Consider the following 25614-nt stretch of genomic DNA (forward strand, 5'->3'; position numbering starts at 1 on the left):
AAATTCACTTCGCACCGACACTGCGACGCTGTATGGACAGCCACCGACCCGCCAGCATGAAGCCGACCAAAAAAAGTACTCAGTCCGTTGCTCGAGAAGCGAAGCCGAAATCCCGGGGCATCGAGCCTGCTATTGCTGCCGTTCCGGAGGGATTCGACCTAGAGCAATCGGTGCCGTATCTCCTCAATCGTGCTGGTGTAGGCATTGGCGTAGCCTTCTCGAAGTACCTGCGGCAGTTCGACATTACGTTGCCCGGTTACCGCGTACTCGCCTCACTCTCGCACCGCGACGAGCAGGCCATTGTTGAACTCGCGGAGCACACCAGCATCGACGTCTCCACGCTGTCGCGCCTGATCACTTCGCTCGAGGAAAAGGGCCTGGTTGCCCGCCGCCGCGACACTGCGGATGCGCGTTCGATCAAAATTCAACTGCTTGCCCCGGGTGCCCAGCTCGCTTCCCAGACCATCCCGCTTGGCGCCTTGTTCGAAAGGGTGGTCATCGCTGGCTTCAGCGCGGAGGAAGTTAAGGTGCTCAAGCAGATGCTAGTACGCATGTATTCCAACCTTTCGCCGCTTGCCGGCTAGCATCTATATATTTGCGTTTGCAAGTTAATTAAGAGTATAGATTCTCGCGCCTGCTCTGAGCAGAATTCTTGCCTCGGGGTTTTTCCTAAGGGGGAATCCCCTATGTTGGCGCCAAATTCCAGCTTTCCCTGGTGCTGGTGCGGCGCAACGCCGCATTCACTTCCTAGAAAAGCACTCGAACCAGGGTAACTCCTTACGTAAAAATATTTGCGTTTGCAAATAACTGGACGTAGATTTCAGGCAGGCAACGACGCCATGTCCCGAAACGAGTGCAGCGATGAACGATTCCCCCAACCCCACCCAGGCCTCCCGCGTGGATACGGCAGGCGCCCCAGGCAGGCACTCGCCAGTGGCGAGTGCGCCCGAGCTCTCCAGGTTGATGGAGCGCGCCAGGGAGATCTCTGAAGGCTTCCTGAGGCCGCATGCCCGGCGGACTGAAGAGGCACGGCGCGTCTCCGAAGAGGCCACGGCGCTCTTTCGCGACGCAGGCTTCTTCCGGCTCATGCAGCCTGCGCGCTTCGGCGGCTACGAGTACGGTTTCTCGGCATTCGTGGACATCATCAGCGAGCTCGGGCGAGGCTGCCCCTCGTCGGCCTGGGGCTGCTCGTTGGGCAGCGTCCACCAGTGGCTTCTCGGCACTTTTCCGGCTCAGGCTCAGGAGGACGTCTGGGGTACCAATCCGGATGCTATCGTGTGCGGCTCCTATGCCCCGACGGTAAAGGCCGAGCGCGTTCAGGACGGCTACGTCGTCGCGGGCAGATGGCACTGGGCTTCGAATATCGACAATTCCCAGTGGGCGTTGATCGGCGTGCAGTTCGCGCCGGACGACGAGACACCGGTGCCACATGCTGGGTTCCTGCTCGTCCCGCGTGAGCAATGGACAATCCATGACGACTGGTTCACGGCCGGCCAGGCGGGCACCGGCTCCAAGGCTGTCGACATCAAGGTCCCCACGCTGGTGCCGGCTCATCGGAAGCTGACATTCGCTCAAGCCTCATCTAACCTGCCGCCCGGCGCGGTGATGAACACCAATCCGCTTTACCGCATCCCTTTCTTGTCGGCGCTGCCGGTGTGTCTGGTGTCGCCGATACTGGGCGCGGCGCAAGGCGCTATCGATGCCTTCCTTGCCGCCGCGGGCTCGCGCGTCACGCGTGGCGCGGTGGCGGGAGGAGGCAGCCGCCTTGCAGAGTTTTTCCCGGTCCAGTCTCGGGTCGCAGAAGCATCGGCGATGATTGATGCCGCCCGCCTGCTGATCTATCGCGACGTGGCCGAAGTAGAGCGACTTGCCCTGGCTGGCCAGGAAATCGACGTCGATACACGTATCCGCAACCGACTCGACCATGCCTTCGCCGCGCGGCTCGCTCGCGATTCGATCAATGCCATTTTCGACAACACGGGCGGCAACGGCCTGGCGCTGTCGCAGCCGATCCAGCGCCTCTGGCGTGACGGCAATGCCATCGCCAAGCACATCAGCCTGAATTGGGATGCGGTGTCTTCAATGGCCGGCCAGCATTTGCTTGGCCTGGAGGCCAAGGGGCAGTACTGAGCCGCATCGACGACGCCTCCCTCACGTTCACCGGACCTATCCCGGGACCTTAGATTCGACAATAAGGAACACCATGCAAGGAAAGATTGGACTGGAAGAGCATTTCGCCATTCCCGAGACGCTCAACGACTCCGCTGGCTTCGTCCCTGGCGACTATTGGAAGGAATTGAGCCGGCGGCTGCTCGACATCCAGGATGACCGCCTGCGGCAGATGGACGAGAACGGCATGGAGATGATGCTGTTGTCCCTGAATGCGCCAGCGATTCAGGCGATCCCCGATCGCAAGAAGGCGTGCGAGCTGGCGGTCCGTGCCAACGATTTTCTGGCGGAGCAGGTGGCGCGGCGTCCAGACCGGTTCCAGGGGCTGGCGGCACTGCCACTGCAGGATCCGGACTTCGCCACGACGGAGCTCACGCGCTGCATCCGGGATTTGGGCATGCGCGGGGCGCTGGTCAACGGCTTCTCGCAGATCGATTCACCCGAGAACGTCGTCTACTACGACGCGCCGCAATACGCGTCGTTCTGGGCTGCCGTGGAAAAACTGGATGTTCCGTTTTACCTGCATCCGCGCAACCCGATCGCATCATGGGCCCAGATCTACGAAGGTCACCCCTGGCTGCTGGGTCCGACGTGGGCATTCGGGCAGGAGACCGCGGTCCACGCCTTGCGCCTGATGGCTTCCGGTCTGTTCGACCGGCATCCCGCGTTGCAGATCGTCCTCGGCCACCTGGGCGAGGGACTGCCGTACAGCCTGTGGCGCATGGACAACCGCAATGCCTGGGTCGACACCCCCAAGTCTTATCCCGCGCAGGAGAGCTTCCGCCACTATTTCCAACGGAACTTCCATCTGACCACATCCGGCAATTTCCACAACCAGACGCTGATCGATGCCATTCTGGAGGTCGGCGCGGACCGCATCCTGTTCTCGACGGACTGGCCATTCGAGAACGTCGATCATGCCGCGAAGTGGTTTGACCACGCGAGTATCAGCGAGGCGGATCGCGAGAAGATCGGCCGCGGCAATGCCATCAAGCTGTTCAAACTGAAGTAGCCGGTGGGCGTCCGCCGCTGCGGACGCCACGACACCTTCATCGGGATCATGGTGACAATGAAAGACATCGACGAAGTCAGCATCACCCAGGCCGTGCTCGCAGCCAACCGGTCGGGGAATCCGCGCCTGGTCAAGATTATGGAGAGTCTGGTCAAGCACCTCCACGAATTTGCCCGTGAAGTGGAGTTGAAGGAAGCGGAGTGGCATCAAGGGATCCGCTTCCTGACCGAAACCGGCCAGATGTGCGACGACAAGCGCCAGGAGTTCATCCTGCTCTCCGACACACTGGGTCTCTCCACGCTGGTGACTGCATTGAACAACCGCAAACCGCCTGGCTGCACCGAGGCCACGGTATTCGGCCCGTTCTACGTGGAAGACTCGCCCGTCGTGGAGAACGGCGGGGATATCGCCAATGGAGCCCGTGGCATCCCGTGCTTCGTTTCCGGGACCGTCAGGGGACTCGGCGGCGAACCGGTCGCCGGTGCGGAAGTGGCAGTCTGGCAATCCGATGACGAAGGCTTCTACGATGTCCAGCGTGCCGGGCTCGATCACCTTCAGGGCAGGGGCAGGGTCCGCACGGATGCCACGGGTGCTTTCCATTTCCGCTCGATCCTGGCCGTGCCTTATCCGATTCCCTATGACGGTCCTGTAGGCCGCATGCTGCAGGCTCTGGAGCGTCATCCGTGGCGGCCGGCGCACCTGCACTTCAAGATCGAAGCCGAAAGCTATGAGCGGCTGATCACACATATCTTCCGCAGCGATGGCCCGTATCTCGACTCAGATGCCGTGTTCGGTGTCCGTTCGACCCTAGTCTCCAACTGGATCTCGCACCCGGCCGGCATCGCCCCCGACGGGTCTGAACTGGATCAACCCTACTACACCTTGCACCATGACTTTGTCCTCAACCGATGCTAATTCCCGTCACAGTGATTCCACCTTTCAGGAGCCGCGCATGATCCGTCATATAGTCATGTGGAAGGTCGCGGCCGGCAGCGACGCCGAACGCCAGGCCGCCTGCGAACTGGTGAGGCGCCAGTTCGAGAGCCTGGCCGGCCGCGTTCCCGGGCTGCTGCAAATCGAGGTTGGCGTGGACATCAGCCGTATCGACTACGCCGCTGATGTCGTGCTGCTGTCCGATTTCGAGTCTGTGTCCGCGTTGCGCGCCTATGCCGATCACCCCGCCCATACCGCAGTGCGCGACGCACTGGAGGGTGTCCGTATTTGGCGACAGCAGGTGGACTACGCCGTTCCCAACTGAAAGGAAGCGAGCCGGCCATCACCGAGATGGTCACCAAGGTACATCAATGGTTCGGCAGAATGGGCACGCTAATCGGCACGTCCCTTGCGTATCGTGACGAATAGCTCCAATGGGGTTACGTCGGAACAGCGCCGATCTGTTGAAGCAAGGAAAGCAGATCGGGTTGCCCGCGCTCTTCGACAAATTGCCCACCAGACAACCGGTAGAAGTTCGTCGCTTGAACTTCAATTTTCTTGCCTGTGGGAGGAATGTTGAAGAAGGTGCCCTGGTGCGTACCACGCATCGTGAATCGAGCTGCCACTTTCTCACCTTCAGCGACCAACTCTTCCAGCGTCCATTGAATATCCGGAAATCCACCGCACATCATGCCTATGATCTCAAGATAGCCGGCCGGACCCACCACGGGCTCTGGCCGACCCGGAACATGGAATATTGCGTCAGGAGAAATGAGCTCTTTGGCGAGTTGCTCGCTGGCGGTGTTAATGAAGTCCACAAAGCGGGACATGATTAGTTTGTTTGTTTCTACCGTCATAATATGCTCGGCCTCTCAAAAAAAGTATGGGAAACTCATGTGCCGAGTGCCTCCAGAATCGCGCTCCGCACTATGTCTTCCTGTCCGTGAAGCGTGATGGACACACTGTACGGCAGCAAACAAGACGCGATAAATTGGTAAAGCGCTGATTTACTGCAAACGAGATATTTCTAATGGACCGTCTTGCTGCCATGCAGATCTTTGTCAAGACCGTCGAGGCCGGCTCGTTCTCGGCGGCAGCAGACGCTCTGCGGACCTCCCCCCAACTGGTTGGCAAGCATGTCCAGATGCTGGAGCAGCACCTGGGCGTTCGATTGCTTCGCCGCACGACCCGGCGCCATAGCCTGACGGAAATCGGCAGGACGTTTTACGAGCGGGCCAGAATCATTCTTGCCGAGGTGGAAGCCGCCGAATCACTTGTCGCCGAGACCCGCGCCACACCGCGCGGTCGACTCAAAGTCAACGCGCCGGTCACTTTTGGAATCCATGCCTTAACGCCATCACTGACCGACTACCTGGCGGCCCACCCGGACGTCACTGTGGACCTCACGCTCGCGAACCGCACGGTTGACCTGATTGATGAGGGCTACGACGCCGTGTTCCGGGTGGGCGAATTGGCCGATAGCAGCCTGATGGCCCGCACCTTGCGGCCTTATCAACTCGTACTATGTGCGGCGCCGACTTATCTCACTAATTGTCCGGCGCTGAATCACCCGATGGATCTGCAGCAACATCAATGCCTCGGCTTCTCCCATACCTCTCTACGAACACATTGGGATTTTTGTAGTGCCGATGGCCGCGTCACCGTGCCGGTGACCGGACGGCTGATGGCAGACAGCGGTGAAGCCCTGCGCATGGCTGCGGTGGCTGGGCAGGGCATCCTGCTGCAGCCGCTTGAACTGGTGGAGGCTGATCTGGCTGCCCGCCGGCTTGTGCGCCTATTACCGGACTACGAACCGCCAACCCGTCCACTCCATATCCTCTACGCCCCGGACCGCCGAATGACGCCGAAGCTGCGCAGCTTTCTGGATTTCGCGGTAAAGGTGTTCGGATAGACGGCTGGAGCGAAAGCACGCCAATTCTGCATACGATCAAACTGCGTCGGGTGGGTTGGCCCATGGGTCTGGATTCGTGAACCAGGTTTGGCGAGAGGCGCCATTCAGGGCCGCGGGCAGCGGTTTCGACGGCGCACGATGAACAGTTCGCTTCTCTTAAGAGGCGGCGGCAGGGCAGCATACAGCCATGCCCACTTTGGCGGCCTCATCACGACGAAACTCTCGTCCTGGCTTGTAGCCCACCTGTCTGGTTCAATGTGGCCCTGTAAAGCTGGGCTATCCACGGTTTCCTGCCACGGTTTGCGCTCAACCCTGTCAGATCGGAAGAGCACAGTTCTGTCGTCCAGTGGTGCAGGTCAATCCGCTCAATTGCGGACCAGCACAGCACGCCTGCAATTCGGCGGAGTTAAGCCAAAAGCAGGCGTGCATCCGAATCAGATAACGCGCATTTGACCCGGCGCCACTCAGGGCGGTAACAGCGCGGCGCGAGCGGCGGCGAGAACCTCGCGATTCAAACCTTCGAGCAACCCTGACGCCGCGCGTGCGTGTTGCCAGTGAAGCGGTACATCAAGCTGGGTGTTCGGCACCAACTCGACGAGTGAACCGTCCTCAAGATGAGGGGCGATCAGTGCCTCAGGATGCAAGCCCCAGCCCATGCCAGCCAACGCCGCTGTCACAAAGGCGTGGGACGAAGGCAACGTGTGCCGGGGAAGCTCCACGTGCCGATGGCACAAACGCCGCACCCACCGCGCCTGCAACTCATCTTTGGTGTTGAACATTAGGCTGGGCGCCTGCGCCAGGCTGCCGGCGCCCACGCCATCGCCGAAATGGCGCTGGATGAAAGCCGGGCTGGCGGCCGCCAGGTAGCGCATGGAGCCCAGCGGACGACTGTTGCAGCCAGCGGCAGGACGGGCTGTGGCTGTTACGGCGGCCAGCACTGCGCCGCTACGCAACCACTCCGTGGTGTGGTCCTGGTCGTCCACCGCCAACTCCATCAACACGGGACTTTCTGCCGCGAAGGTGGCGATGGCCGGCGCGACCCAGGTGGCCAGGCTGTCGGCATTCACCGCAATGGGCAGCGCTACCCGTGCCATGCCCTCCGGGGCAAGCGCCGGTAGCGCCCCTTGCAACTCCTGCTCGAGCAGCCGCACACGGTCAATGTGCTGGCAAAGCCGGCGGCCCGTCTCCGTGGCCCGGCAGGGCTGATCGCGCACCACCAGCGCGCAGCCTACGCGCTCTTCCAGCAGCCGAACGCGCTGCGAAATTGCCGATGGCGTTACATGGAGAGCGCGGGCTGCACGCTCGAAGCTACCCTCCCGAACCACGGCAGCCAGCGCGGATAGAGCGGAGTAATCCAGCATAAGTTAAGTTCGGCTAAATAGAATGAAGAAAAGGTAGTTTGTCTTCATTCGCTAGTGCAGGCAAGCTAGATGTATGAATACTTCTCTTGCCTTATCCGTTTCCCTCCAAGGCCTGGCCCTGAGCCTGGGGCTCATCGTTGCCATCGGCGCACAGAATGCATTCGTACTGCGCCAGGGGCTGCGTCGTGAGCATGTGGGCAGCGTGGTGCTGTTGTGCGCCATGGCGGACGCATTGCTGATTGCAGCGGGTGTCATGGGCATGGCCCAGGCATTGGGGGAGCGCCCCGGCCTCGCGCGTGTCCTAGCACTGGCCGGTGCCGTCTTCCTGGCGGTATATGGATGGCAGGCGCTGCGCCGCGCGCGGCATGCTCATCCATTGAAAGCATCCGACGGTGGGAAGGGGCTTAGCAGGGGTGCCGCGTTGGCTCAGGCGGCAGCGTTCACGCTGCTCAATCCTCATGTTTATCTGGATACGGTGCTGCTGGTGGGCAGCATCGGTGCCCAGCAACCGGCAGCGCTGCGAGGCTGGTTCGTGGCGGGCGCCAGTTTTGCCAGCCTATTCTGGTTCGGGCTTCTGGGCTTTGGCGCGCGCTGGCTGGCGCCGTGGTTCGCCCGGCCGAGGGCCTGGCAGGTGCTGGATGGTCTCATCGGTACGACCATGTTCGTCCTGTCCGCTCTGCTGGTGCAGCACGTACTCCACGGATTGTGAGGTGCTTTCAGGTGCGTCGAATAGGTAACGGCCCTGGCTGCAGCGGTTGAGAGGGGCTTGGCCGCCGTTGGCGGGGCGTCACAGAGCGCAATATCAGGCAGGCTATGGGGCACGTAGCAAGTTGTGTCGGAGAGAGCTAAATCGCAATAGCGATCAAAAAAGGCATACAAAAGCGCATATAAGTTCATTGTTGAGCATAGTACGTCGCTTTTTCTGCTAGCCAAGAGTGGCTTGAGCAACATCTCATGGTTGCGTTTTTCAGCATTCGCTGCGGTGCGCGGTACGTACTATCACCTAATGCTGCTGTGCGTCATTTCTTTTGCTACAATTAGGGAAAACCCGATGAGGGTTATCCCTGAAAGGAAGAAAGCCATGAACACCCAATCCGACATCAAGATGACCGACCAACTCGAGCGTGAACTGATCGAACGCGAACTTGGTCCCCGCAGCCCGGCCTTCGTCGACGACGTGAAGAGCGCCATCGCCGCTGTGCAATCCGTGCTGGGCCGCCTTCAGAACCAGGCTCGCAAGGCAAAGATCGTTTTCGCGAACGGCTGATCGCCCGAGCACCGACATCAAGAATCAAGAGTGAATGCTGCCGTAGTGCGTCGTAGTTAACTGTTGTTGTTTGTTGTTGATGTATGTAGTCTTGGTTTGACGGCTTTCATGCTGCCCGTCGCGGCGATGCGCTAACGCATCTGTCCTGGCGAAGGATGGCAGATGCCATGTCAAACCGGCGCGGATCTGTTTCGCGCGGCAAAACCGGCCAACGCGTCGCTCCGAGGAGCGCAGCGCCTTTTGGCCGGTTTTTTTATTGGCGCTAGCTCCGTTGCTCACTTTTGTGAGATCGCCTCACAAGCCTTGCGAGTCATTTTCCTTTTGCGGGCGCACCGGATCGCGCTATCTTGAAGGCCCCCTGTGCTTTCTCCCGGTCTTCCCGTGCCCACCATCTCCCCCCGCTTGCTGCTCTGCCTGATGATTACCTACTTGGTATGGGGCACGACCTATCTCGCCATCCGTTTCACCTTGGAGAGCTTTCCGCCGTTCCTGATGATGGGTTCGCGTTTTCTCTGCGCCGGCGTGTTGCTGGCGCTGTGGTTGCGCTATCGCGGCGCCGCCATGCCGACCTTGCGCCAGTTGCGCAATTGCGGTGTGCTGGCCGGTTTCCTGCTGGTCGGCGGAATGGGGCTGACGGCGGTGGCGGAGCAGACCATCTCGTCCGGGGCGACTACTGTGATGATTGGTGCGATGCCGATCTTTGGCTTGTTCTGGGGAATTTGCTTTGGCGCGCGGCCGCGCTGGTACGAAGTGCTGGCCATTGCGCTGGGCAGCGCGGGCATCCTGGTGCTGACCGGCGGCGCGGAGTTTCGCGCGAGTGCCACGGGCGTCATGGCTTTGCTGGTGGCTATCGGCAGTTGGTCGTTTGGTTCGCAGATCGCCAGGCGCCTGGATTTGCCGCAAGGTGCGGTGGCGTTTGCCGCCGAGATGCTGCTGGGCGGGGCGATCTTGCTGGTCCTGTCCGTTGCGTTCGGCGAGCCCTGGCCGCGGACGGTCAGCAGCCAGGCGTGGTGGGCGTGGGTCTACCTGGTGGTGGCTGGGTCGCTGGTGGCGTTTTCTGCCTATATGTACCTGGTGGCAAACGTATCGCCGACGGTTTCCTCAAGCTATGTCTACGTGAACCCGCCGGTGGCGCTGGCGGTGGGCGCGTGGCTGGGCAGCGAGCAGATCGCGCCGCAGACGTTCGGTGCGGTGGCGTTGATCCTGGGGGCGCTGGCGGTGCTTAGCCTGGGGACGTGGCGCGGGGCGCGGGCGATTGCGGCCACCTGAGTGAAGATTGCTGCCCGCATGCCAGGACTCAGGCCTCAGGCCTCGGATTGTTCCTCGATCCACATCGATAGCCGCGCCTTGTACGCCTGCTGGATGTGCCGGCGCGTGATTTGCTCGGCTAGCGCGGGATCGCGTTGCTCCAGGGCTTCCACAAGTGCAATGTGCTCTTCGTAGGAGACCCGGGCGCGTCCCGGTAGCGCCAGCGTGGTGCGCCCCAGCAGTGCCATCGACTCGTGCAGCGAGCGCAAGGTCTTGAGCAGGTAGCGGTTGTGCGCGCAGCGGTGCAGCGTTTCGTGGAAGAGCCGGTTGTTGGCGGCGAGCTTGTCGGGCTGGTCGGTTATAGCCAGGTCGCGCTGGACGATGTCGCGCAGCAGCGAGATTTCCACATCGGTAGCGTGGCGCGCGGCCAGCGCGGCGGCGGTGCCTTCCAGCACCTCGCGCATGACATAGAGCTCGCTCACCATGCTGGCGTCGAGCTGGGTCACCATCATGCCCCGGTTAGGCTCGTTGACGACCAGGCCTTCGGATTCCAGCCGCGACAGCGCTTCGCGCACCGGCGTGCGCGACAGCCCCAGCGAGGCGGCTAGCTCCACTTCGCGCAGGCGGGTACCGGAGGGCAGCTGCCCGGCCTGGATCGCATTGCGCAGGTGCTGGTAGGCCCGCTCGGCACGGGGCAGCGAGGCGTCGGGGCCGGTGCCGGCCGCGCCGGCTGGATCTGCGGAAATCATTAGGCGGGTGGGATCCCGTGGTGATTGTTCGTTGTTGTGCATTGTTGTGCGTTGATCTGCGTCGCACATGATACCCGCTCCAGGCTTGGCAACATCACGCCTGCGCTATGTCGGTTACCGGCCGCGTGGGCGGCAATCGAGGTGGCGTCCGCTGCCTGCCGGGCATCCGGTTCCACGCGGTACAGGCGCTCAGTGGGCGGATCTTGACAGCGCGCGGCATGGCGCGGGAAGTTCGTAAAGCGGTTGATGGAAGTGTCTGATGTGCCATTTTGTGATCGGCGTGTGCTGACTTGGGCATGCGGCAGGTCCAGGGCGGCGGTAGATTGAGGTTGTGTTCGGTCTTTGTGGAATATAGTATGTGATATATCAAAACATACGCCCATAAAACCACCGGGAGACGACATCATGAAAGTGTGTATCTATGGCGCCGGCGCAATCGGCGGCTATCTCGGCGTCCAGCTGGCATTGGCGGGCGCCGAGGTCAGCCTGGTCGCACGTGGCCCCCATCTGGCCGCCATGCGCGCCAACGGCCTGCGGCTGCTGAGCGAGGGCGAGGAGAGGGTGGCCAAGGTCAATTGCACTGATGACCCGGCCACGCTGGGGCCGCAGGACTATGTCTTCATCACCCTGAAAGCGCATTCCGTGCCGGGCGTGGTGGACCTGATGCAGCCGTTGCTTGGTCCCAGGACAGCGGTGGTGACGGGTGTCAACGGCATCCCTTACTGGTATTTCCATCAGCACGGCGGTCCGCTCGCGGGCACCAGGCTGGAAAGCGTCGACCCGGGCGGGCGCCAGTGGCGTGGCCTGGGGCCGGAGCGGGCGATCGGCTGTGTGCTCTATCCCGCCGCCGAGATCGCGGCGCCCGGCGTGATCCGCCATGTCTACGGCAAGAAATTCCCGCTGGGCGAGCCCGACGGCAGCAACTCGGCGCGCGTGAGCCACCTGAGCGAAATGATGGTGGCCGGCGGACTGGAAGCGCCCATCCGCGACAATATCCGCGACGAGATCTGGCTCAAGCTGTGGGGCAACCTGTGCTTCAACCCGATCAGCGCGCTCACGCATGCCACGCTGGATATCATCACAGCCGATCCGGCCACGCGTGGACTATCGCGCGCAATGATGCTGGAAGCGCAAGCGATTGCGGAACGGTTTGGCGTGCGGTTCCGGGTAGATGTGGAGCGCCGCATCGACGGCGCCGGCGCGGTTGGGGCACACAAGACTTCCATGCTGCAGGACCTGGAGGCAGGGCGGGCCATGGAGATCGACCCCTTGCTGACGGTGGTGCAGGAAATGGGCCGGTTGGTGGGGCAGCCCACACCGATGGTGGACGCGGTGCTGGGCCTGATCAAGCAGCGTGAACGGATGGCGCAGGTGGCTTGAGCGCGGGTGCCGGGCCGGCCGGGACGAAATGGTGGCGCCGGCCGGTTTCGGCGGCGCACCATGTGATATACCATATACGCAAAACCGCCACCCTGGCAGCCGATTTATATCAATTGTGCATTTTCCTATGCATTCAGCTCATGCAATGGCTGCTTTTGGTAAGCTAAGCGGGAAGCCGCAGGCGACTGTCCCGTTCGCCGCGGCGCTGGTTTCAACAAGAGCCCATTCATGTCTGCGCAAACTCAATCCGCGGTCCAGCCTGCTGCACTGACCCTGTCCCTCCAACCCATCAACGCCGGTGCCAGCCTGCGCGACCAGGCGTACGCCATGCTGCGCCAGGCCATTGCCGACGCCGACATCTATCAGTCGACCGAGGAAATCCGGCTGGACGAGCGAGTCCTGAGCGAGGCGCTGGGCGTGAGCCGCACCCCGATCCGCGAGGCCATGACGCTGCTGGAGCAGGAAGGGTTCCTGCGCACGGTGCCGCGCCGCGGCATCTACATCATGCGCAAGACCAAGCGCGAAATCGTCGAGATGATCCAGGTGTGGGCCGCGCTCGAGAGCATGGCCGCGCGCCTGGCCACGCTGAACGCCAGCGACCAGGAGATCGCGCAACTGCGCCATATGTTCGATAGCTTCCGCGATGCCACGCCGGCTGAGCATATCGAGGAATACTCCGACGCGAACATCGCCTTCCACCAGGCGATCGTGCAGTTGTCGAAGTCGCAGATCATCATGGATTCGATCAAGAACATCTTTATCCATGTGCGCGCCATCCGGAAGATGACGATCTCGCAAAGCGATCGCGCTTCGCGCTCCATCGTCGATCACCTGCGCATCATCGAGGCGCTGGAAAAACGCGACACCGAACTGGCCGAGAAGCTGGTGCGCCAGCATTCGCTGGATCTGGCGGATTATGTCGAGAAGAACTGCGACTTCCTGGATTGAAGGCTGAAATCAGAGGCGCCCGCCTCTGGCACTCTGGCAATCAAGAACGGCGGACATTGTCCGCCGTTCTCGTTCTATATCCGGCAGCCACCCGCTACACCTCCATCGCCTCCACCATCGCCTCCACCATCGTCTTGCCCAGCTCGGCCGGCGAGCGCGCGATGCGGATCCCGGCAGCGCGCATGGCGTCGATCTTGGCCTCGGCCGTACCCATGCCGCCCGAGATGATCGCGCCAGCATGTCCCATGCGCCGTCCCGGCGGGGCAGTCGTGCCGGCAATAAAGCCCACCACGGGTTTGACGCGCCCGCCGCTGCGCGCGTCCTGCAGGAACTGTGCCGCTTCTTCTTCCGCCGAGCCGCCGATCTCGCCGATCATGATGATGCCTTCGGTATCGTCGTCGGCCAGGAACATCTCCAGGCAATCGATGAAGCTGGTGCCATTGACCGGATCGCCGCCAATGCCGATGCAGGTGCTTTGCCCGAGCCCCGCGGCGGTGGTTTGCGCCACGGCCTCATAGGTGAGGGTGCCGGAGCGGGACACCACGCCGATCTTGCCGGGACGGTGGATATGGCCTGGCATGATGCCGATCTTGCACTGGCCCGGCGTGATCACGCCCGGGCAGTTGGGTCCGACCAGGCGGCTGCCCGAGGCGCAGAGCGCGCGCTTGACCCGCACCATGTCGATCACCGGGATGCCTTCGGTAATGCACACGATCAGGCCGATACCGGCATCCACGGCTTCCAGGATGGCATCGGCGGCGAAGGGTGGTGGCACGTAGATGACCGAGGCGTCGGCGCCGGTGCGCGCTACCGCCGCGGCCACGGTGTCGAACACCGGCAGCCCCAGATGCGTATCGCCCCCCTTGCCGGGCGTCACCCCGCCGACCATGCACGTGCCATAGGCCACCGCTTGCTCGGAGTGAAAGGTGCCTTGCGCGCCGGTAAAGCCCTGGCAGATCACCTTGGTGTCTTGATGGATCAGTACGGCCATGTCAATGCCCTCCCAGTATCTGGACGTGACCTTGCGCGGCCTTCACCGCCTTGACCACTTTTTCGGCGGCGTCGGCAAGATGATCGGCCGACAGGATCGGCAGGCCCGAGTCGCGCAGGATGGCCTTGCCGAGTTCCACGTTGGTGCCTTCGAGCCGGACCACCAGCGGCACCGTGAGGTCGATCTCGCGCGCGGCGGCCACCACCCCTTCGGCGATCACGTCGCAGCGCATGATGCCGCCGAAGATGTTCACCAGGATGCCTTTGACCTTGGGGTCGTCCAGGATCAGGCGGAAGGCCGCCGTCACGCGCTCCTTGGTGGCGCCGCCACCCACGTCGAGGAAGTTGGCCGGCTCGCCGCCGTAGAGCTGGATGATGTCCATGGTGGCCATCGCCAGCCCGGCACCGTTGACCATGCAGCCGATGCTGCCATCGAGCTTGACGTAATTCAGCCCGTGGCGGGCGGCTGCCGCCTCGGCGGGATCTTCCTCGGTCTCGTCGCGCAGGGATTCGATATCCGGATGGCGGTACAGCGCGTTATCGTCAAAATTGAACTTGGCGTCGAGCGCGATCACGCCGCCCGCGCGCGTGACGACCAGCGGGTTGATTTCCACGACCGACGCGTCCAGTTCGGTAAAGGCGCGATAGGCGGACAAGATGAAGCGCGAGGCGGCGCTCACCTGCTTGCCGACGAGCCCCAGCCCAAAGGCCAGGCGGCGCGCATGGAAGGGCTGGATGCCGCTGGCCGGGTCGATCGCAACCTTCAGGATCTTCTCCGGCGTGCGGGCCGCCACTTCCTCGATCTCCATGCCGCCTTCGGTCGAGGCCATCAGCGTGATGCGGGAGGTGGCGCGGTCGATCAGCATGCCCAGGTAAAGCTCGCGGGCAATCTCGCAGCCTTCCTCCACATATAGGCGCTTTACCTCGCGTCCGGCCTCTCCGGTCTGCTTGGTGACGAGCACTTTGCCGAGCATCTGCTCGGCCTGCGCACGCACCGCGTCGACGGACTTCACCACGCGTACGCCGCCCTTGCCGTCGGGGTCGCCGGCAAAGCGGCCGGCGCCGCGGCCGCCGGCATGGATCTGGGACTTCACCACCCATGTGGATCCGCCGATCTTGCGTGCCGCGCTAGCGGCTTCCTCGGGGGTAAAGGCGACCGCGCCGCGTGGCACGGCCACGTCGAAGCGCCTGAGCAATTCCTTGGCCTGATATTCGTGAATGTTCACAGTCTCCTCGCTCTTGGTAATGCGCGTGCCGGCGAGCCGCAGAACCGGGTGGTCCGGCAGGATGCGATGTAAAATATGGTATGTAATATATTAAAGATAAACAAGGCCGTTTTCCCTGAAGAGGCCGTATGAAGCCGTGAGCAGTTCCAACCCGTGAGGAATCGGAATGAATGCGCTCGGACTCAGCAATTTCGCTTATCCATTGTCATTTTTGGGCTGAATTGCTGCATCGCGTCGTTGAAACACTTCTCCCGATATCGAAATTTTCCTTGAGCTTCGTTGATATATCACATACCGTATGTCATCAAGATCCGGCGAAAAGGATCGATAGCGTCGCAGGGCCAGGTGACATGTAGGGCAGGCATCGGCCAGGCAGCCAAGCAGCAAAGGGCGAAAGGATGTCGTGACAACGGGCCAGGTCCGCGTCACAGCCTGTCGCAACCCAGTCAACGAGGAGACCAAGACATGTCTGCAGTCGCACCCACGCGGCCTGAATCCACCACGGCCGAAGACACCCTGAAGCAGAAAACCCGCGATGCCGGCGTGATTTCCGGCGGCCACCTGGTAGCGCGGGCCCTGAAGAACGAAGGCGTCGACACCATCTTCACGCTGTGTGGCGGCCACATCATCGACATTTACGACGGCTGCGTGGACGAGGGCATCCGCATCATCGACGTGCGCCATGAGCAGGTTGCCGCGCACGCGGCGGACGGCTACGCCCGCCAGACCGGCAAGCTGGGCTGTGTGGTGACCACAGCCGGCCCTGGCTGCACCAATGCCGTGACCGGCGTGGCGACGGCTTTCCGCTCGGAAAGCCCGATCATCCATATCGGCGGACAGGGCGCGCTGTCCCAGCACAAGATGGGCTCGCTGCAAGACCTGCCGCACGTGGACATGATGTCGGCCATCACCAAGTTTGCTGCCACCATCCCCAGCACCGAGCGGGTGGCGGACATGATCTCGATGGCGGCGCGCGAATGCTTCAACGGCGCACCCGGCCCGGCCTACCTGGAAATCCCGCGTGACGTGCTCGACCGCGAAGTCGATGTATCGCGCGCGGTGATTCCGCGCCCCGGCCACTATCGCGCCTCCACCCGATCCATCGGCGACCCGAGGGATATCGAGCGCCTGGCCGACATCCTGGTCAATGCCGAGCGTCCGGCCATCCTCTACGGCCAGCAGGTCTGGACCGCGCGCGGTCATGAAGAGGCCATCGCGCTGCTCAAGGGCCTGGATATTCCCGGCTATTTCAACGGCGCCAGCCGCGGCCTGCTGCCGCCGGGCGATCCGCATCACTTCGACCGCACCCGTACGCAAGCTTTCGCCAACGCCGACGTGCTGATCATCGTGGGCACGCCGTTCGACTTCCGCATGGGCTACGGCAAGCGCATCAGCAAGGAGCTGACGCTGGTGCAGATCGATATGGACTACCGCACGGTCGGCAAGAACCGTGAGATCGATCTTGGCCTGGTGGGCGACCCCGGTGCCATCCTCGGCGCGGTGCTGCAGGCTGCCAGCGGGCGCATCAAGCACGACAAGCGCCAGGCGCGCCAGAAATGGATGGGCCAGCTGACCGAAGCCGAGGCCGTGGCGGCCGAGAAGCTGATGCCGCTGTTCCGCTCGGAAAACACGCCGATCCATCCGTACCGCGTGGCCTATGAACTGAATGAGTTCCTGTCGGACGACACGGTCTACATCGGCGACGGCGGCGACGTGGTGACCATCTCCGCGCAAGCGGTGCGCCCGCGCCGTCCCGGGCAGTGGATGGACCCGGGTGCGCTGGGCTCGCTGGGCGTCGGCACCGGTTTTGCCATCGCCGCTGGCCTGGCCAACCCCAACAAGGAAATCCTCTGCTACTACGGCGACGGCTCCTTCGGCATGACGGCGTTCGACATGGAAACCGCCAACCGTTTCGGCGTGCCCTATCTGGCGGTGATCGGCAACAACTCCGCCATGAACCAGATCCGCTACGGCCAGCTCGCCAAGTACGGCGAGGCGCGCGGCAACGTGGGCAACCTGCTGTCGGACGTGCCGTTCTCCAGGTTCGCCGAAATGCTCGGCGGCTATGGCGAGGAAGTGCGCGACCCGGGCAAGATCGCCGGCGCGCTGCAGCGCGGGCGCGAGGCGGTGCAGCGCACCGGAAAGTCGGCCGTGATCAATATCTGGGTGGATCCGCGCGAGTACGCGCCGGGCACCAAGAACCAGACCATGTACAAGTAACCCCGGTGCGAGGAGACAAGACCATGAACAAGGCACTCGAAGGTGTGCGGATCCTGGACATGACCCATGTGCAGGCCGGCCCTTCGGCCACCCAGCTGATGGCGTGGCTGGGGGCCGATGTGATCAAGGTGGAGTTGCCGGGGCGCGGCGACATCACGCGCAGCCAGCTGCGCGACGTGCCCAACGCCGACAGCCTCTACTTCACGATGCTCAACTCCAACAAGCGCAGCATGACGCTCAATATGAAGACGCCGGAAGGCAAGGCGCTGCTGGAGGACCTGGTGCAGCGCTGCGACGTGCTGGTGGAGAACTTCGGCCCCGGCGTGCTGGACCGCGCGGGCTTCGACTGGGACCGCCTGCGCACGCTCAACCCGCGGCTGATCTACGCGTCGATCAAGGGCTTCGGCCCGGGGCCGTATGCGGATTGCAAGGCGTATGAGAACGTGGCCCAGTGCATGGGCGGCTCGGCCAGCACCACGGGTTCCAGCGACGGCCCTCCCACTGTCACCGGCGCGCAGATCGGCGATTCCGGCACGGGCATCCACTGCGTGGTGGGCATCCTTGCCGCGCTGCTGCATCGCGAGCATTCCGGGCGCGGGCAGCGGGTGGAAGTGGCGATGCAGGATTCCGTGCTCAACCTGTGCCGGGTCAAGCTGCGCGACCAGCAGCGCCTGGCCGCCGGCCCGATGCGCGAATATCCCAGCCAGGCGTTCGACGACTTCGTGCCGCGCGCCGGCAATGCCTCGGGCGGTGGCCAGCCCGGCGCTGCGCTGCGCTGTGCCCCGGGCGGGGCCAACGACTACGTCTACGTGATCGTCCAGCCGCAAGGCTGGGAGCCGCTGATGCGCCTGTGCGGCAGGGAAGACCTGATCACGCATGCGCAGTTCGCGACGCCGGAAGCCCGCCTCAAATGCCTGGAAGAGTGCTTCTCCATCATCGAGAAATGGACGCGCACGCGCACCAAGTTCGAGGTGATGGAGGCGCTCAACGAGGTCGACGTGCCATGCGGCCCGATCCTGTCGATGAAAGACCTGATCGAGGACAAGTCGATGTACGAGCGCGGCTACCTGGTGGAGCTGGATCATCCGGAGCGCGGCCAGTACGTGCAGCTGGGATGCCCGATTACCCTGTCGGCGTCGCCGGTGGAGGTGGAGCGTTCGCCGCTGCTGGGCGAGCATACCGAGGAAATCCTCGACTGGCTGGGGCGCACGCCTTCGCAGATCGCCGCCTTGCGCGCCGCCGGGGCGGTCTGACGCCCCGGGCGTCTCTGCATTAATTCAAGCACCTCCCGAACTGAGTTCACAAGCCGCCCGCCCTCGCGTTTCACGCGAGGGCGAGGGCCGGTTCATCCCTACGCAATCCATGAACAGATGGAGACCTGACATGGCACACAATAAGGACGCGGTGCGGAAGATCCTCGCCGCCGTGAAGGAAGAAGGCCGCAACGCACTGACGGCGCCCGAGGGCAAGCTGGTGTGCGACGCCTATGGCATCCCGGTGCCGGGCGAGGGCGTGGCGAAGTCACCCACCGGTGCGGTCGAGCTGGCGGACAAGATGGGCTACCCGGTGGTGCTCAAGATCGTGTCGCCCGACATCCTGCACAAGACCGAGGCGGGTGGGGTACTGGTGGGCCTGAAGAACGCGGCGGATGTGGAGAGCGGTTACCTGAGCATCATCGAGAACGCGAAGAAGTACGACGCCAAGGTCAACATCGTCGGCGTGCAGGTGCAGCAGATGATCGCCGGCGGGCAGGAGGTGATCATCGGCGCGGTCACCGATCCGTCGTTCGGCAAGCTGGTGGCATTCGGCCTCGGCGGCGTGCTGGTGGAAGTGCTCAAGGACATCACCTTCCGCATGGCGCCGGCCAGCCAGGAGGATGCGCTGTCGATGCTCGATGGCATCGCCGCCGCCGATGTGCTCAAGGGCGTGCGCGGCGCCGATCCGGCCGATCGCGAGGCGCTGGCCGGCATGATCCAGCGGGTCTCCGAACTGGTGAGCGATTTCCCGGAAATCTCGGAGCTTGACCTCAACCCGGTGTTTGCCAGCAAGGACGGCGCCATCGCCGCGGACGTGCGCATCGTGGTGGATTTCGCGCCGCAGCCGGCGCGCTATCGCCCCAGCCAGGAGGCTATCGTCAGACAGATGAACCGCATCATGCGTCCCGATTCGGTAGCCGTGATCGGCGCCTCGAACGAGGACGGCAAGATCGGCAACTCGGTGATGAAGAACCTGATCAACGGCGGCTACCAGGGCAAGATCTACCCGATCCATCCCAAGGGCGGCGAGATCATGGGCATGACCGCCTACAAGAGCGTGCTCGATGTGCCGGGCGAGGTGGATGTGGCGGTCTTCGCCATTCCCGCCAAGCTGGTGGCCGGGGCGCTGGAAGAGGTGGGCAAGAAGCACATTCCGGGTGCGGTGCTGATTCCCTCCGGGTTTGCCGAGACCGGCAACGTGCAAGGGCAGGAGGAGATCGTCGCCATCGCGCGCAAGCACGATATCCGCTTGATGGGGCCGAATATCTACGGCTTCTACTACACGCCCAAGAACCTGTGCGCGACCTTCTGCACGCCGTATGACGTCAAGGGCAAGGCCGCGCTGTCGTCGCAGTCCGGTGGCATCGGCATGGCCATCATCGGCTTCTCGCGCTCGGCCAAGATGGGCGTGTCGGCCATCGTCGGGCTGGGCAACAAGTCGGATATCGATGAAGACGATCTGCTGACGTTCTTCGAGCAGGACGACAACACCGAGATCATCGCCCAGCACTGCGAGGATCTGAAGGACGGCCGCGCCTTCGCCGAAGCGGCGAAACGGGTCTCGAAGAAAAAGCCGGTGGTCGTGCTCAAGGCCGGGCGCACCAGCATGGGCGCACGCGCCGCCAGTTCGCACACGGGCGCGCTGGCGGGCAACGACAAGATCTACGAGGACGTGTTCAGGCAGTGCGGCGTGATCCGCGCGCGCTCGCTGCGCGATCTGCTGGAGTTCGCGCGCGGCATTCCCAAGCTGCCCACGCCCAAGGGTGAGAACGTGGTGATCATCACCGGCGCCGGCGGCTCGGGCGTGTTGCTGTCGGACGCTTGCGTGGACAACAACCTGTCGCTGATGACCATGCCGGACGATCTCGACGCGGCATTCCGCAAGTTCATCCCGCCCTTTGGCGCGGCGGGCAATCCGGTGGATATCACCGGCGGCGAGCCGCCCACCACATACAAGAACACCTTGCGCCTGGGCATGGAGGACCCGCGTATCCACGCCATCATCCTGGGCTACTGGCACACCATCATCACGCCGCCGATGGTGTTTGCCAAGCTGGTGGTGGAGGTGAAGGAGGAGATGGCGGCGCGCGGCATCGACAAGCCGATCGTGGCTTCGCTGGCGGGCGACGTGCAGGTGGAGGAGGCTGCCGAATACCTGTACGAGCACGGCGTGCCGTCTTACGCGTACTCGACCGAGATCCCGGTCGCGGTGCTGGGGGCCAAGTACAAGTGGGCCCGCGGCGCCGGCAAGATCTGATCGGTGCGCCATGCGGTAAAACCGGCCCGCCATGCACGCATGCGCGGGCCAGTTTCTTGACAATGCGGCACAGGCGCGGACACGGGCGTGTGCCGTTCTCGCCTAAGGAGCTTGCGATGCAAACGTGGATTCGCTTCCAGACCGGTGACGGCGAGGTCGGCTTTGGCCGGATCGAGGGCGATCATGTCATCGAGTACGATGGCCCGGGCCACGCGCGGCCGGAGCCCACCGGCGCGACCTTGCCGCACGAGGGACTGCGGTTGCTGAGCCCGTGCGAGCCGGGCAAGATCGTGGCGCTGTGGAACAACTTCCATGCGCTGGCGCGCAAGCTGGAAAAGCCGGTGCCGGCGCATCCGCTATTCCTGATCAAGCCGGCGAGTTCGCTGGCGGGGCCAGGGGATGCCATCCTGCGGCCCCGCAGCTACAGCGGCAAGGTCGTCTACGAGGGCGAGCTTGGCATCGTGATCGGCCGCCGATGCCGCAACGTGGCGCCGGACGATGCCGCGGCGCATATCTTCGGCTACACCGTGGTCAACGACGTCACCGCAGCCGAGCTGATCGCGGAGGACCCGAATTTCCCGCAGTGGTGCCGTGCCAAGGGCTTCGACACCTTCGGCTGCCTGGGCCCCGTGATCGTCACGGAATTCGACTGGCGCGCCGCCAGCGTGGTGACGCGGCTCGACGGCGCGCAGCGGCAGAACTATCCGCTGTCTGACCTGATCTTCTCGCCCGAGCAGCAGGTCAGCCTGATCTCGCAGGATCTCACGCTTCTGCCTGGCGATGTGATCGCCTGCGGCACGTCGGTCGGCGTCGGCTCGATGAAGGATGGCGCCGTGGTGGAGGTCACGATCGAGGGCATTGGATCGCTGGTCAACCACATGCGCGGATAGTCGATAGTCCGGGCGCTGGCATCCGGCAAGGAACAGGGCAAGCGCCGGTTCTCGCCGGTGCTCGCCCTGTTGTTCCGTGTCAGAGCGGCAGCGTCATCAGCAGGGTGAGGGCGGACGTATCGCGCAGGCCAATCCGCGCCATCGCGCGGCGCAGGGCAGCCGTGGCGGCACCGCAGGCCTCGCCAGCGCGATTGGTGAAGTTCAGCCGTGCCAGCACGCGGGTGGCAAAGCGCAGCGTGACCGGGACCTGCTTGCGGCAGAACGCCAGCTTGCGCACATAGCCATCGACCTCCCAGAACCAGGTCGTGTTGGCAGGGAAATAGCCGATGTCGCCGGCCCGCAGCACATGCATGCGCCCGGTGGCGCTGGTGACCCTGACCTGGCCTTCCAGAATCAGCACGGTCTCCTCCCAGCCGTAGTACCACTCGAACGTGCCACCCGTGCATTCCCACACATTGGTGGATGCCAGGCCGTCGATCGCGCGGGAATGCTGCGCGGCGCGCGATTGCGGGGCCCCGGTACGGATCCAGGTGGGTTCGATCGGGCAATGCTGCATCGGCAAGTCGCCGGTGCTGGCGAAAGCCCCTTCGCGCTGCTGCGCGAGCGTGCCGGCTGGCGCGTCGGCGCCGAACATCGTCTGTGACCCCATGGCTGCCTCCTTGTTTTTGATTGGTAGGCAGACATTAGCGAGCCTGGCATCCCTGAAATGTGCGGTGACGCACTTTCGGCGCAATTTTGGTGCATGGCGCAGGCCCGCCGGGGAAAAAGACGTCGTTGCTCAGTTGGCCTTAAGCGCCTTCGCACGCAGGTAGTCGGCCTTCTTGTCGAGGATCAGCCGGCTGAGGAAGCCGGCATCGTAGGCCTTGAGCAGGTGCGCGTGATACTGCTCGATATAGCGCGCGATGCGGCTGTGCTCGCATTCGATGCCACATAGCCAGGCGTACATCTCGCTGTCCCAGCGAAAGCGCAGGCCAAGCTCGGTGAACGCGGCGTTGTAGGCGGCGAGTTGCGATTCGTCGACCCCGCGCGGTGCGCTGGCAGCGGTGTCGGCATGGGAACTGGTGCGGGTTTCGAACTGGACCTGGTTCATGATCGGACTCCTCGGGCTCTCAGTGAAAGGTTGGGCCTGAAAAGATTGGGCCTGAGACGAGGATAGGTTTGCCGATCAATTAACGATAATTAAAGTTTGACTGAATAACCATAACTTATCGTTTATGTTTTATCAGGTTGTCCACGCCGGTGATGCGCTGGATCAGGGTGGCGCCTTCTTCCATCAGGAAGTGCTTGAAGGCCAGCGCCACCGGTGGGAGGCGCTTGTTCTTGCGATGCACCACGTACCAGTTGAGCATGACCGGGAAGCCCTCGATATCGAGCACGGCGAGATTGCCCGTCTGCAGTTCCAGCCCGACGGTGTGTGCCGACAGGAACGCGATGCCCATGTTGGCGATGACGGCCTGCTTGATGGTCTCGGTGCTCTTGATCTCCATGGCAATGCGCAGGTTGGACAAGCGCCCGGCAAAGCCTTCCTGCATGGAGTTCCAGGTGTCGGAGCCTTTCTCGCGCGCGACGAAGGCTTCGTCGGCCAGCGCCGCCAGCGGGATGTTGCGCTCGCCCACCAGCCGGTGGTTGGGCGCGGCAACAATGACGTAAGGGTGGGGCGCGAAGGATTCGCTGACGGTGTCCATGCCTTCGGGGGGGCGCACCATCACCGCCAGGTCGGTCAGGTTGCCCGCAAGCTGGTGCAGCAATTCCTCGCGATTGTGCACTGCGAGGTTGAGCGTCACGCCGTCATGGCGCTGCATGAATTCCGCGAGCAGACGCGGGAAGAAGTAATCGCCGGCACTGATCACGGCCACATTGAGCCGTCCGCCGGAGATGCCCTTGAGCTGCGACATCGCGTCTTCCGCTTCGCGGAATTGCTGCATGATGCTGCGGCTGTAGTGCAGCATCTCGATGCCGGCCGGGGTCAGGTAGATCTTCTTGCCAAGTTGCTCGAACAGCGGCAGGCCGACATGGCCCTCGAGCTGGCGCACCTGTGTCGAGACGGCGGGCTGCGTCAGGTGTAGCTCCTCCGCCGCGCGGGAGAAGCTCAGGTGCCGGGCGACCGTCTCGAAAACCTTCAGCTGGCGCAGCGTGGCGTTCTTCATGCACTCGTCCGTCCCATGTATAGAGGATCGTGAATGATCATAATAAAAAACTTTATGCCGTGCCGAACTTAGTTTGAACTAGCATCAGTCCACGGATGCACGTGCCGCAATGTCAGGCGCGCTCAATCAAGTAGTGACCAAGGGCTCCCCTTCCAGAGAAGCCTACCCGTCGGGCCACAGAGCGCGACACGCACTATGCAGGAGACACGACATGGCGCACGACAATTCGGCGGCATTGGCCGCAAGCCGTCTGGGCTGGCTTCACAACCGCTGGTTCCAGCTGGCGATCGGTGTGGTTTGCATGGGGCTGGTAGCCAATCTGCAATACGGCTGGACATTATTCGTGACCCCGATGAATGCCAAGCACCACTGGGGCGAGTCCGCCATCCAGGTCGCTTTTTCCATTTTCATCGTGACCGAGACCTGGCTGGTTCCGCTTGAAGGCTGGTTGGTCGACAAGATCGGTCCGCGCCCGGTAGTGGCATGCGGCGCGGTGTGCGCGGGGCTGGCCTGGGTCATCAATGCGTACGCGACCAGCCTGCCGCAGCTCTACCTGGCGGCGGTGATCGCCGGCATCGGCGCCGGCGGCGTGTATGGCACCTGCGTTGGCAATGCGCTCAAGTGGTTTCCGGACAAGCGCGGCCTGGCGGCCGGGCTGACCGCCGCCGGTTTCGGCGCGGGCTCGGCGCTGACCGTGATCCCTATCGCCAACATGATCCAGCGCTCGGGCTACGAGCAAGCCTTTATCACCTTCGGCATCCTGCAAGGCGCTTGCATCCTGCTGATGGCCTTGCTGCTGGTCAAGCCGCGTCCGCCTGTGGGCGCCGTGGCGGCCAAGGCGGTGCTGACCAATCCCATCGAGTTCACGCCGGGCCGGATGGTGAAGACGCCAGTCTTCTGGGTTATCTACGCCTCGTTCGTGGCGGTCGCGGCGGGCGGCATCATGGCCACTGCGCAACTCGGTCCGATTGCGCGGGACTTCGGCTTCGCGTCGATGCCGGTGACGATGCTGGGGTTCACGCTGCCGCTGCTCACCATGACGCTGTCGATCGACAACTTGTGCAATGGTTTCACGCGACCGCTGTGCGGCTTTATCTCGGACCGCATCGGTCGGGAAAACACCATGTTCTTTATCTTCATTGGCGAGGGACTGTCGCTGCTCGGGCTGATGGAGTTCGGGCATAACCCTTATCTGTTCATGACGTTCGCGGCGCTGACGTTTCTGTTCTGGGGCGAGATTTTCTCGATCTTTCCCGCGCTGTGCGCCGATACCTTCGGCAGCAAGTTCGCCGCGGCCAATGCCGGCACGCTGTACACGGCCAAGGGCACGGCGGCGATGCTGGTGCCACTGGCCTCGATCCTGTCGGCGCGTGGCGGGTGGGATGCCGTCTTTACGGTGGCGGCGATCGTGACCATCGCGGCTGGTTTGTCCGCCAAGTTCGTGCTGGCCCCGATGCGACGACGGTTTATCACCGGGCATGCCGAGCCCCTGGTGCCGGCGACCGATCCCGCGGCGTACCTGGCGGGGCTCTCTGCCCGCGAGAGCGACTGAATCACCAGCCGGGCCCGGACTCGCTTGACGCAAATCCGGGCCCGGCGTCTATCACGATGCGCAGCGCACTGCGGGGCATGGCAAAGCCGCTCTCCGC

The 25614-nt window shown here is 63.2% G+C and carries 25 protein-coding genes; 16 read left to right on the top strand and 9 right to left on the bottom strand.

The features are described 5' to 3' along the window. Positions 1 to 56: 56 nt before the first annotated feature. From AC1RQC_RS13305 to AC1RQC_RS13325, 5 genes are all read left to right on the top strand, one after another. Complete coding sequence (locus AC1RQC_RS13305) at positions 57 to 584, top strand: MarR family winged helix-turn-helix transcriptional regulator (RefSeq protein ID WP_492810679.1); 528 nt, start codon at positions 57 to 59, stop codon at positions 582 to 584. A gap of 277 nt (positions 585 to 861) precedes the next feature. Further along, on the top strand, positions 862 to 2130 hold the full coding sequence (locus tag AC1RQC_RS13310) for an acyl-CoA dehydrogenase family protein (RefSeq protein ID WP_492883632.1): 1269 nt from the start codon (positions 862 to 864) through the stop codon (positions 2128 to 2130). A gap of 73 nt (positions 2131 to 2203) precedes the next feature. Beyond that, complete coding sequence (locus tag AC1RQC_RS13315; protein ID WP_492373126.1) at positions 2204 to 3181, top strand: amidohydrolase family protein; 978 nt, start codon at positions 2204 to 2206, stop codon at positions 3179 to 3181. 57 nt (positions 3182 to 3238) lie between these two features. Then, the gene (locus tag AC1RQC_RS13320; protein WP_492883634.1) at positions 3239 to 4096 is read left to right on the top strand and encodes an intradiol ring-cleavage dioxygenase; all 858 of its coding nucleotides are present in this window, start codon (positions 3239 to 3241) and stop codon (positions 4094 to 4096) included. A gap of 37 nt (positions 4097 to 4133) precedes the next feature. Further along, positions 4134 to 4439: a Dabb family protein gene (locus AC1RQC_RS13325; protein WP_492373125.1), complete on the top strand. Its 306-nt coding sequence runs from the start codon at positions 4134 to 4136 to the stop codon at positions 4437 to 4439. Positions 4440 to 4554: 115 nt separating this feature from the next. Here the strand turns inward: AC1RQC_RS13325 and AC1RQC_RS13330 are convergent, their stop codons facing one another. Beyond that, positions 4555 to 4944, bottom strand: coding sequence for an ester cyclase (locus tag AC1RQC_RS13330; protein WP_492883636.1), 390 nt, complete (start codon positions 4942 to 4944; stop codon positions 4555 to 4557). Between the two features lie 200 nt (positions 4945 to 5144). Here AC1RQC_RS13330 and AC1RQC_RS13335 point away from each other — a divergent pair, with 200 nt between their 5' ends. Then, on the top strand, positions 5145 to 6026 hold the full coding sequence (locus AC1RQC_RS13335; RefSeq protein ID WP_492373123.1) for a LysR family transcriptional regulator: 882 nt from the start codon (positions 5145 to 5147) through the stop codon (positions 6024 to 6026). A 464-nt stretch (positions 6027 to 6490) separates the two neighbouring features. On the opposite strand, the gene AC1RQC_RS13340 is transcribed toward AC1RQC_RS13335, so the two are convergent. Then, complete coding sequence (locus tag AC1RQC_RS13340; RefSeq protein WP_492373122.1) at positions 6491 to 7387, bottom strand: LysR family transcriptional regulator ArgP; 897 nt, start codon at positions 7385 to 7387, stop codon at positions 6491 to 6493. 73 nt (positions 7388 to 7460) lie between these two features. Here AC1RQC_RS13340 and AC1RQC_RS13345 point away from each other — a divergent pair, with 73 nt between their 5' ends. Both AC1RQC_RS13345 and AC1RQC_RS13350 read left to right on the top strand, forming a co-directional pair. Continuing rightward, complete coding sequence (locus tag AC1RQC_RS13345; protein WP_492373121.1) at positions 7461 to 8096, top strand: LysE/ArgO family amino acid transporter; 636 nt, start codon at positions 7461 to 7463, stop codon at positions 8094 to 8096. 372 nt (positions 8097 to 8468) lie between these two features. Continuing rightward, complete coding sequence (locus AC1RQC_RS13350; protein WP_150986638.1) at positions 8469 to 8654, top strand: hypothetical protein; 186 nt, start codon at positions 8469 to 8471, stop codon at positions 8652 to 8654. A gap of 24 nt (positions 8655 to 8678) precedes the next feature. Here the strand turns inward: AC1RQC_RS13350 and AC1RQC_RS13355 are convergent, their stop codons facing one another. After that, entirely contained in the window at positions 8679 to 8933 is a 255-nt protein-coding gene (locus AC1RQC_RS13355; RefSeq protein ID WP_492373120.1) for a hypothetical protein, read from the bottom strand. 111 nt (positions 8934 to 9044) lie between these two features. Here AC1RQC_RS13355 and yedA point away from each other — a divergent pair, with 111 nt between their 5' ends. Beyond that, complete coding sequence (yedA, locus tag AC1RQC_RS13360; RefSeq protein ID WP_492373178.1) at positions 9045 to 9923, top strand: drug/metabolite exporter YedA; 879 nt, start codon at positions 9045 to 9047, stop codon at positions 9921 to 9923. Positions 9924 to 9958: 35 nt separating this feature from the next. On the opposite strand, the gene AC1RQC_RS13365 is transcribed toward yedA, so the two are convergent. Further along, entirely contained in the window at positions 9959 to 10651 is a 693-nt protein-coding gene (locus tag AC1RQC_RS13365; protein ID WP_492373119.1) for a GntR family transcriptional regulator, read from the bottom strand. Between the two features lie 405 nt (positions 10652 to 11056). On the opposite strand from AC1RQC_RS13365, the gene AC1RQC_RS13370 reads away from it, so the two are divergent. Together AC1RQC_RS13370 and AC1RQC_RS13375 are read left to right on the top strand one after the other, a co-directional pair. Next, complete coding sequence (locus tag AC1RQC_RS13370) at positions 11057 to 12031, top strand: 2-dehydropantoate 2-reductase (RefSeq protein WP_492373118.1); 975 nt, start codon at positions 11057 to 11059, stop codon at positions 12029 to 12031. Positions 12032 to 12259: 228 nt separating this feature from the next. After that, entirely contained in the window at positions 12260 to 12979 is a 720-nt protein-coding gene (locus tag AC1RQC_RS13375; protein ID WP_183034614.1) for a GntR family transcriptional regulator, read from the top strand. 94 nt (positions 12980 to 13073) lie between these two features. On the opposite strand, the gene sucD is transcribed toward AC1RQC_RS13375, so the two are convergent. Beyond that, positions 13074 to 13970, bottom strand: a complete 897-nt coding sequence (gene sucD / locus AC1RQC_RS13380) for a succinate--CoA ligase subunit alpha (protein WP_492828237.1) — start codon at positions 13968 to 13970, stop codon at positions 13074 to 13076. Position 13971: 1 nt separating this feature from the next. Beyond that, a complete protein-coding gene (gene sucC, locus AC1RQC_RS13385; protein ID WP_492373116.1) occupies positions 13972 to 15195 on the bottom strand; it encodes an ADP-forming succinate--CoA ligase subunit beta in 1224 nt (407 codons plus the stop codon). A gap of 465 nt (positions 15196 to 15660) precedes the next feature. Between sucC and AC1RQC_RS13390 the strand changes: the two genes are divergently transcribed. From AC1RQC_RS13390 to AC1RQC_RS13405, 4 genes are all read left to right on the top strand, one after another. Next, positions 15661 to 17415 carry a thiamine pyrophosphate-binding protein gene (locus tag AC1RQC_RS13390; protein ID WP_492810667.1) on the top strand — a complete coding sequence of 585 codons (1755 nt, stop codon included), beginning with the start codon at positions 15661 to 15663 and terminating at the stop codon, positions 17413 to 17415. A 23-nt stretch (positions 17416 to 17438) separates the two neighbouring features. Continuing rightward, a complete protein-coding gene (frc, locus tag AC1RQC_RS13395; RefSeq protein ID WP_492883638.1) occupies positions 17439 to 18668 on the top strand; it encodes a formyl-CoA transferase in 1230 nt (409 codons plus the stop codon). Between the two features lie 130 nt (positions 18669 to 18798). Next, positions 18799 to 20928 (top strand): acetate--CoA ligase family protein, encoded by a 2130-nt coding sequence (locus AC1RQC_RS13400; protein ID WP_492883640.1) that lies wholly within the window; start codon positions 18799 to 18801, stop codon positions 20926 to 20928. A 116-nt stretch (positions 20929 to 21044) separates the two neighbouring features. Then, positions 21045 to 21818: a fumarylacetoacetate hydrolase family protein gene (locus tag AC1RQC_RS13405; RefSeq protein WP_492373112.1), complete on the top strand. Its 774-nt coding sequence runs from the start codon at positions 21045 to 21047 to the stop codon at positions 21816 to 21818. 79 nt (positions 21819 to 21897) lie between these two features. On the opposite strand, the gene AC1RQC_RS13410 is transcribed toward AC1RQC_RS13405, so the two are convergent. The 3 genes from AC1RQC_RS13410 to AC1RQC_RS13420 all read right to left on the bottom strand — a co-directional run bounded on the left by AC1RQC_RS13410 (position 21898) and on the right by AC1RQC_RS13420 (position 23965). Next, positions 21898 to 22467, bottom strand: a complete 570-nt coding sequence (locus AC1RQC_RS13410; RefSeq protein ID WP_492883642.1) for a cupin domain-containing protein — start codon at positions 22465 to 22467, stop codon at positions 21898 to 21900. Positions 22468 to 22596: 129 nt separating this feature from the next. Beyond that, complete coding sequence (locus AC1RQC_RS13415; protein WP_043355743.1) at positions 22597 to 22908, bottom strand: hypothetical protein; 312 nt, start codon at positions 22906 to 22908, stop codon at positions 22597 to 22599. A gap of 115 nt (positions 22909 to 23023) precedes the next feature. Further along, positions 23024 to 23965, bottom strand: coding sequence for a LysR family transcriptional regulator (locus AC1RQC_RS13420; protein WP_441637573.1), 942 nt, complete (start codon positions 23963 to 23965; stop codon positions 23024 to 23026). Between the two features lie 211 nt (positions 23966 to 24176). Here AC1RQC_RS13420 and oxlT point away from each other — a divergent pair, with 211 nt between their 5' ends. After that, entirely contained in the window at positions 24177 to 25517 is a 1341-nt protein-coding gene (gene oxlT, locus AC1RQC_RS13425; protein ID WP_492373110.1) for an oxalate/formate MFS antiporter, read from the top strand. The last annotated feature ends 97 nt before the right edge of the window (positions 25518 to 25614 follow it).

This window comes from Cupriavidus sp. GW822-FHT03E04 (assembly GCF_058801495.1).

What these genes read in the sequence shown, in the direction of transcription:
- AC1RQC_RS13305 (WP_492810679.1), top strand. Translation starts at nt 57, where the DNA reads ATGAAGCCGACCAAAAAAAGTACTCAGTCCGTTGCTCGAGAAGCGAAG.
- AC1RQC_RS13310 (WP_492883632.1), top strand. Translation starts at nt 862, where the DNA reads ATGAACGATTCCCCCAACCCCACCCAGGCCTCCCGCGTGGATACGGCA.
- AC1RQC_RS13315 (WP_492373126.1), top strand. Translation starts at nt 2,204, where the DNA reads ATGCAAGGAAAGATTGGACTGGAAGAGCATTTCGCCATTCCCGAGACG.
- AC1RQC_RS13320 (WP_492883634.1), top strand. Translation starts at nt 3,239, where the DNA reads ATGAAAGACATCGACGAAGTCAGCATCACCCAGGCCGTGCTCGCAGCC.
- AC1RQC_RS13325 (WP_492373125.1), top strand. Translation starts at nt 4,134, where the DNA reads ATGATCCGTCATATAGTCATGTGGAAGGTCGCGGCCGGCAGCGACGCC.
- AC1RQC_RS13330 (WP_492883636.1), bottom strand. Translation starts at nt 4,944, where the DNA reads ATGTCCCGCTTTGTGGACTTCATTAACACCGCCAGCGAGCAACTCGCC.
- AC1RQC_RS13335 (WP_492373123.1), top strand. Translation starts at nt 5,145, where the DNA reads ATGGACCGTCTTGCTGCCATGCAGATCTTTGTCAAGACCGTCGAGGCC.
- AC1RQC_RS13340 (WP_492373122.1), bottom strand. Translation starts at nt 7,387, where the DNA reads ATGCTGGATTACTCCGCTCTATCCGCGCTGGCTGCCGTGGTTCGGGAG.
- AC1RQC_RS13345 (WP_492373121.1), top strand. Translation starts at nt 7,461, where the DNA reads ATGAATACTTCTCTTGCCTTATCCGTTTCCCTCCAAGGCCTGGCCCTG.
- AC1RQC_RS13350 (WP_150986638.1), top strand. Translation starts at nt 8,469, where the DNA reads ATGAACACCCAATCCGACATCAAGATGACCGACCAACTCGAGCGTGAA.
- AC1RQC_RS13365 (WP_492373119.1), bottom strand. Translation starts at nt 10,651, where the DNA reads ATGATTTCCGCAGATCCAGCCGGCGCGGCCGGCACCGGCCCCGACGCC.
- AC1RQC_RS13370 (WP_492373118.1), top strand. Translation starts at nt 11,057, where the DNA reads ATGAAAGTGTGTATCTATGGCGCCGGCGCAATCGGCGGCTATCTCGGC.
- AC1RQC_RS13375 (WP_183034614.1), top strand. Translation starts at nt 12,260, where the DNA reads ATGTCTGCGCAAACTCAATCCGCGGTCCAGCCTGCTGCACTGACCCTG.
- sucD (WP_492828237.1), bottom strand. Translation starts at nt 13,970, where the DNA reads ATGGCCGTACTGATCCATCAAGACACCAAGGTGATCTGCCAGGGCTTT.
- AC1RQC_RS13390 (WP_492810667.1), top strand. Translation starts at nt 15,661, where the DNA reads ATGTCTGCAGTCGCACCCACGCGGCCTGAATCCACCACGGCCGAAGAC.
- frc (WP_492883638.1), top strand. Translation starts at nt 17,439, where the DNA reads ATGAACAAGGCACTCGAAGGTGTGCGGATCCTGGACATGACCCATGTG.
- AC1RQC_RS13400 (WP_492883640.1), top strand. Translation starts at nt 18,799, where the DNA reads ATGGCACACAATAAGGACGCGGTGCGGAAGATCCTCGCCGCCGTGAAG.
- AC1RQC_RS13405 (WP_492373112.1), top strand. Translation starts at nt 21,045, where the DNA reads ATGCAAACGTGGATTCGCTTCCAGACCGGTGACGGCGAGGTCGGCTTT.
- AC1RQC_RS13410 (WP_492883642.1), bottom strand. Translation starts at nt 22,467, where the DNA reads ATGGGGTCACAGACGATGTTCGGCGCCGACGCGCCAGCCGGCACGCTC.
- AC1RQC_RS13415 (WP_043355743.1), bottom strand. Translation starts at nt 22,908, where the DNA reads ATGAACCAGGTCCAGTTCGAAACCCGCACCAGTTCCCATGCCGACACC.
- AC1RQC_RS13420 (WP_441637573.1), bottom strand. Translation starts at nt 23,965, where the DNA reads ATGAAGAACGCCACGCTGCGCCAGCTGAAGGTTTTCGAGACGGTCGCC.
- oxlT (WP_492373110.1), top strand. Translation starts at nt 24,177, where the DNA reads ATGGCGCACGACAATTCGGCGGCATTGGCCGCAAGCCGTCTGGGCTGG.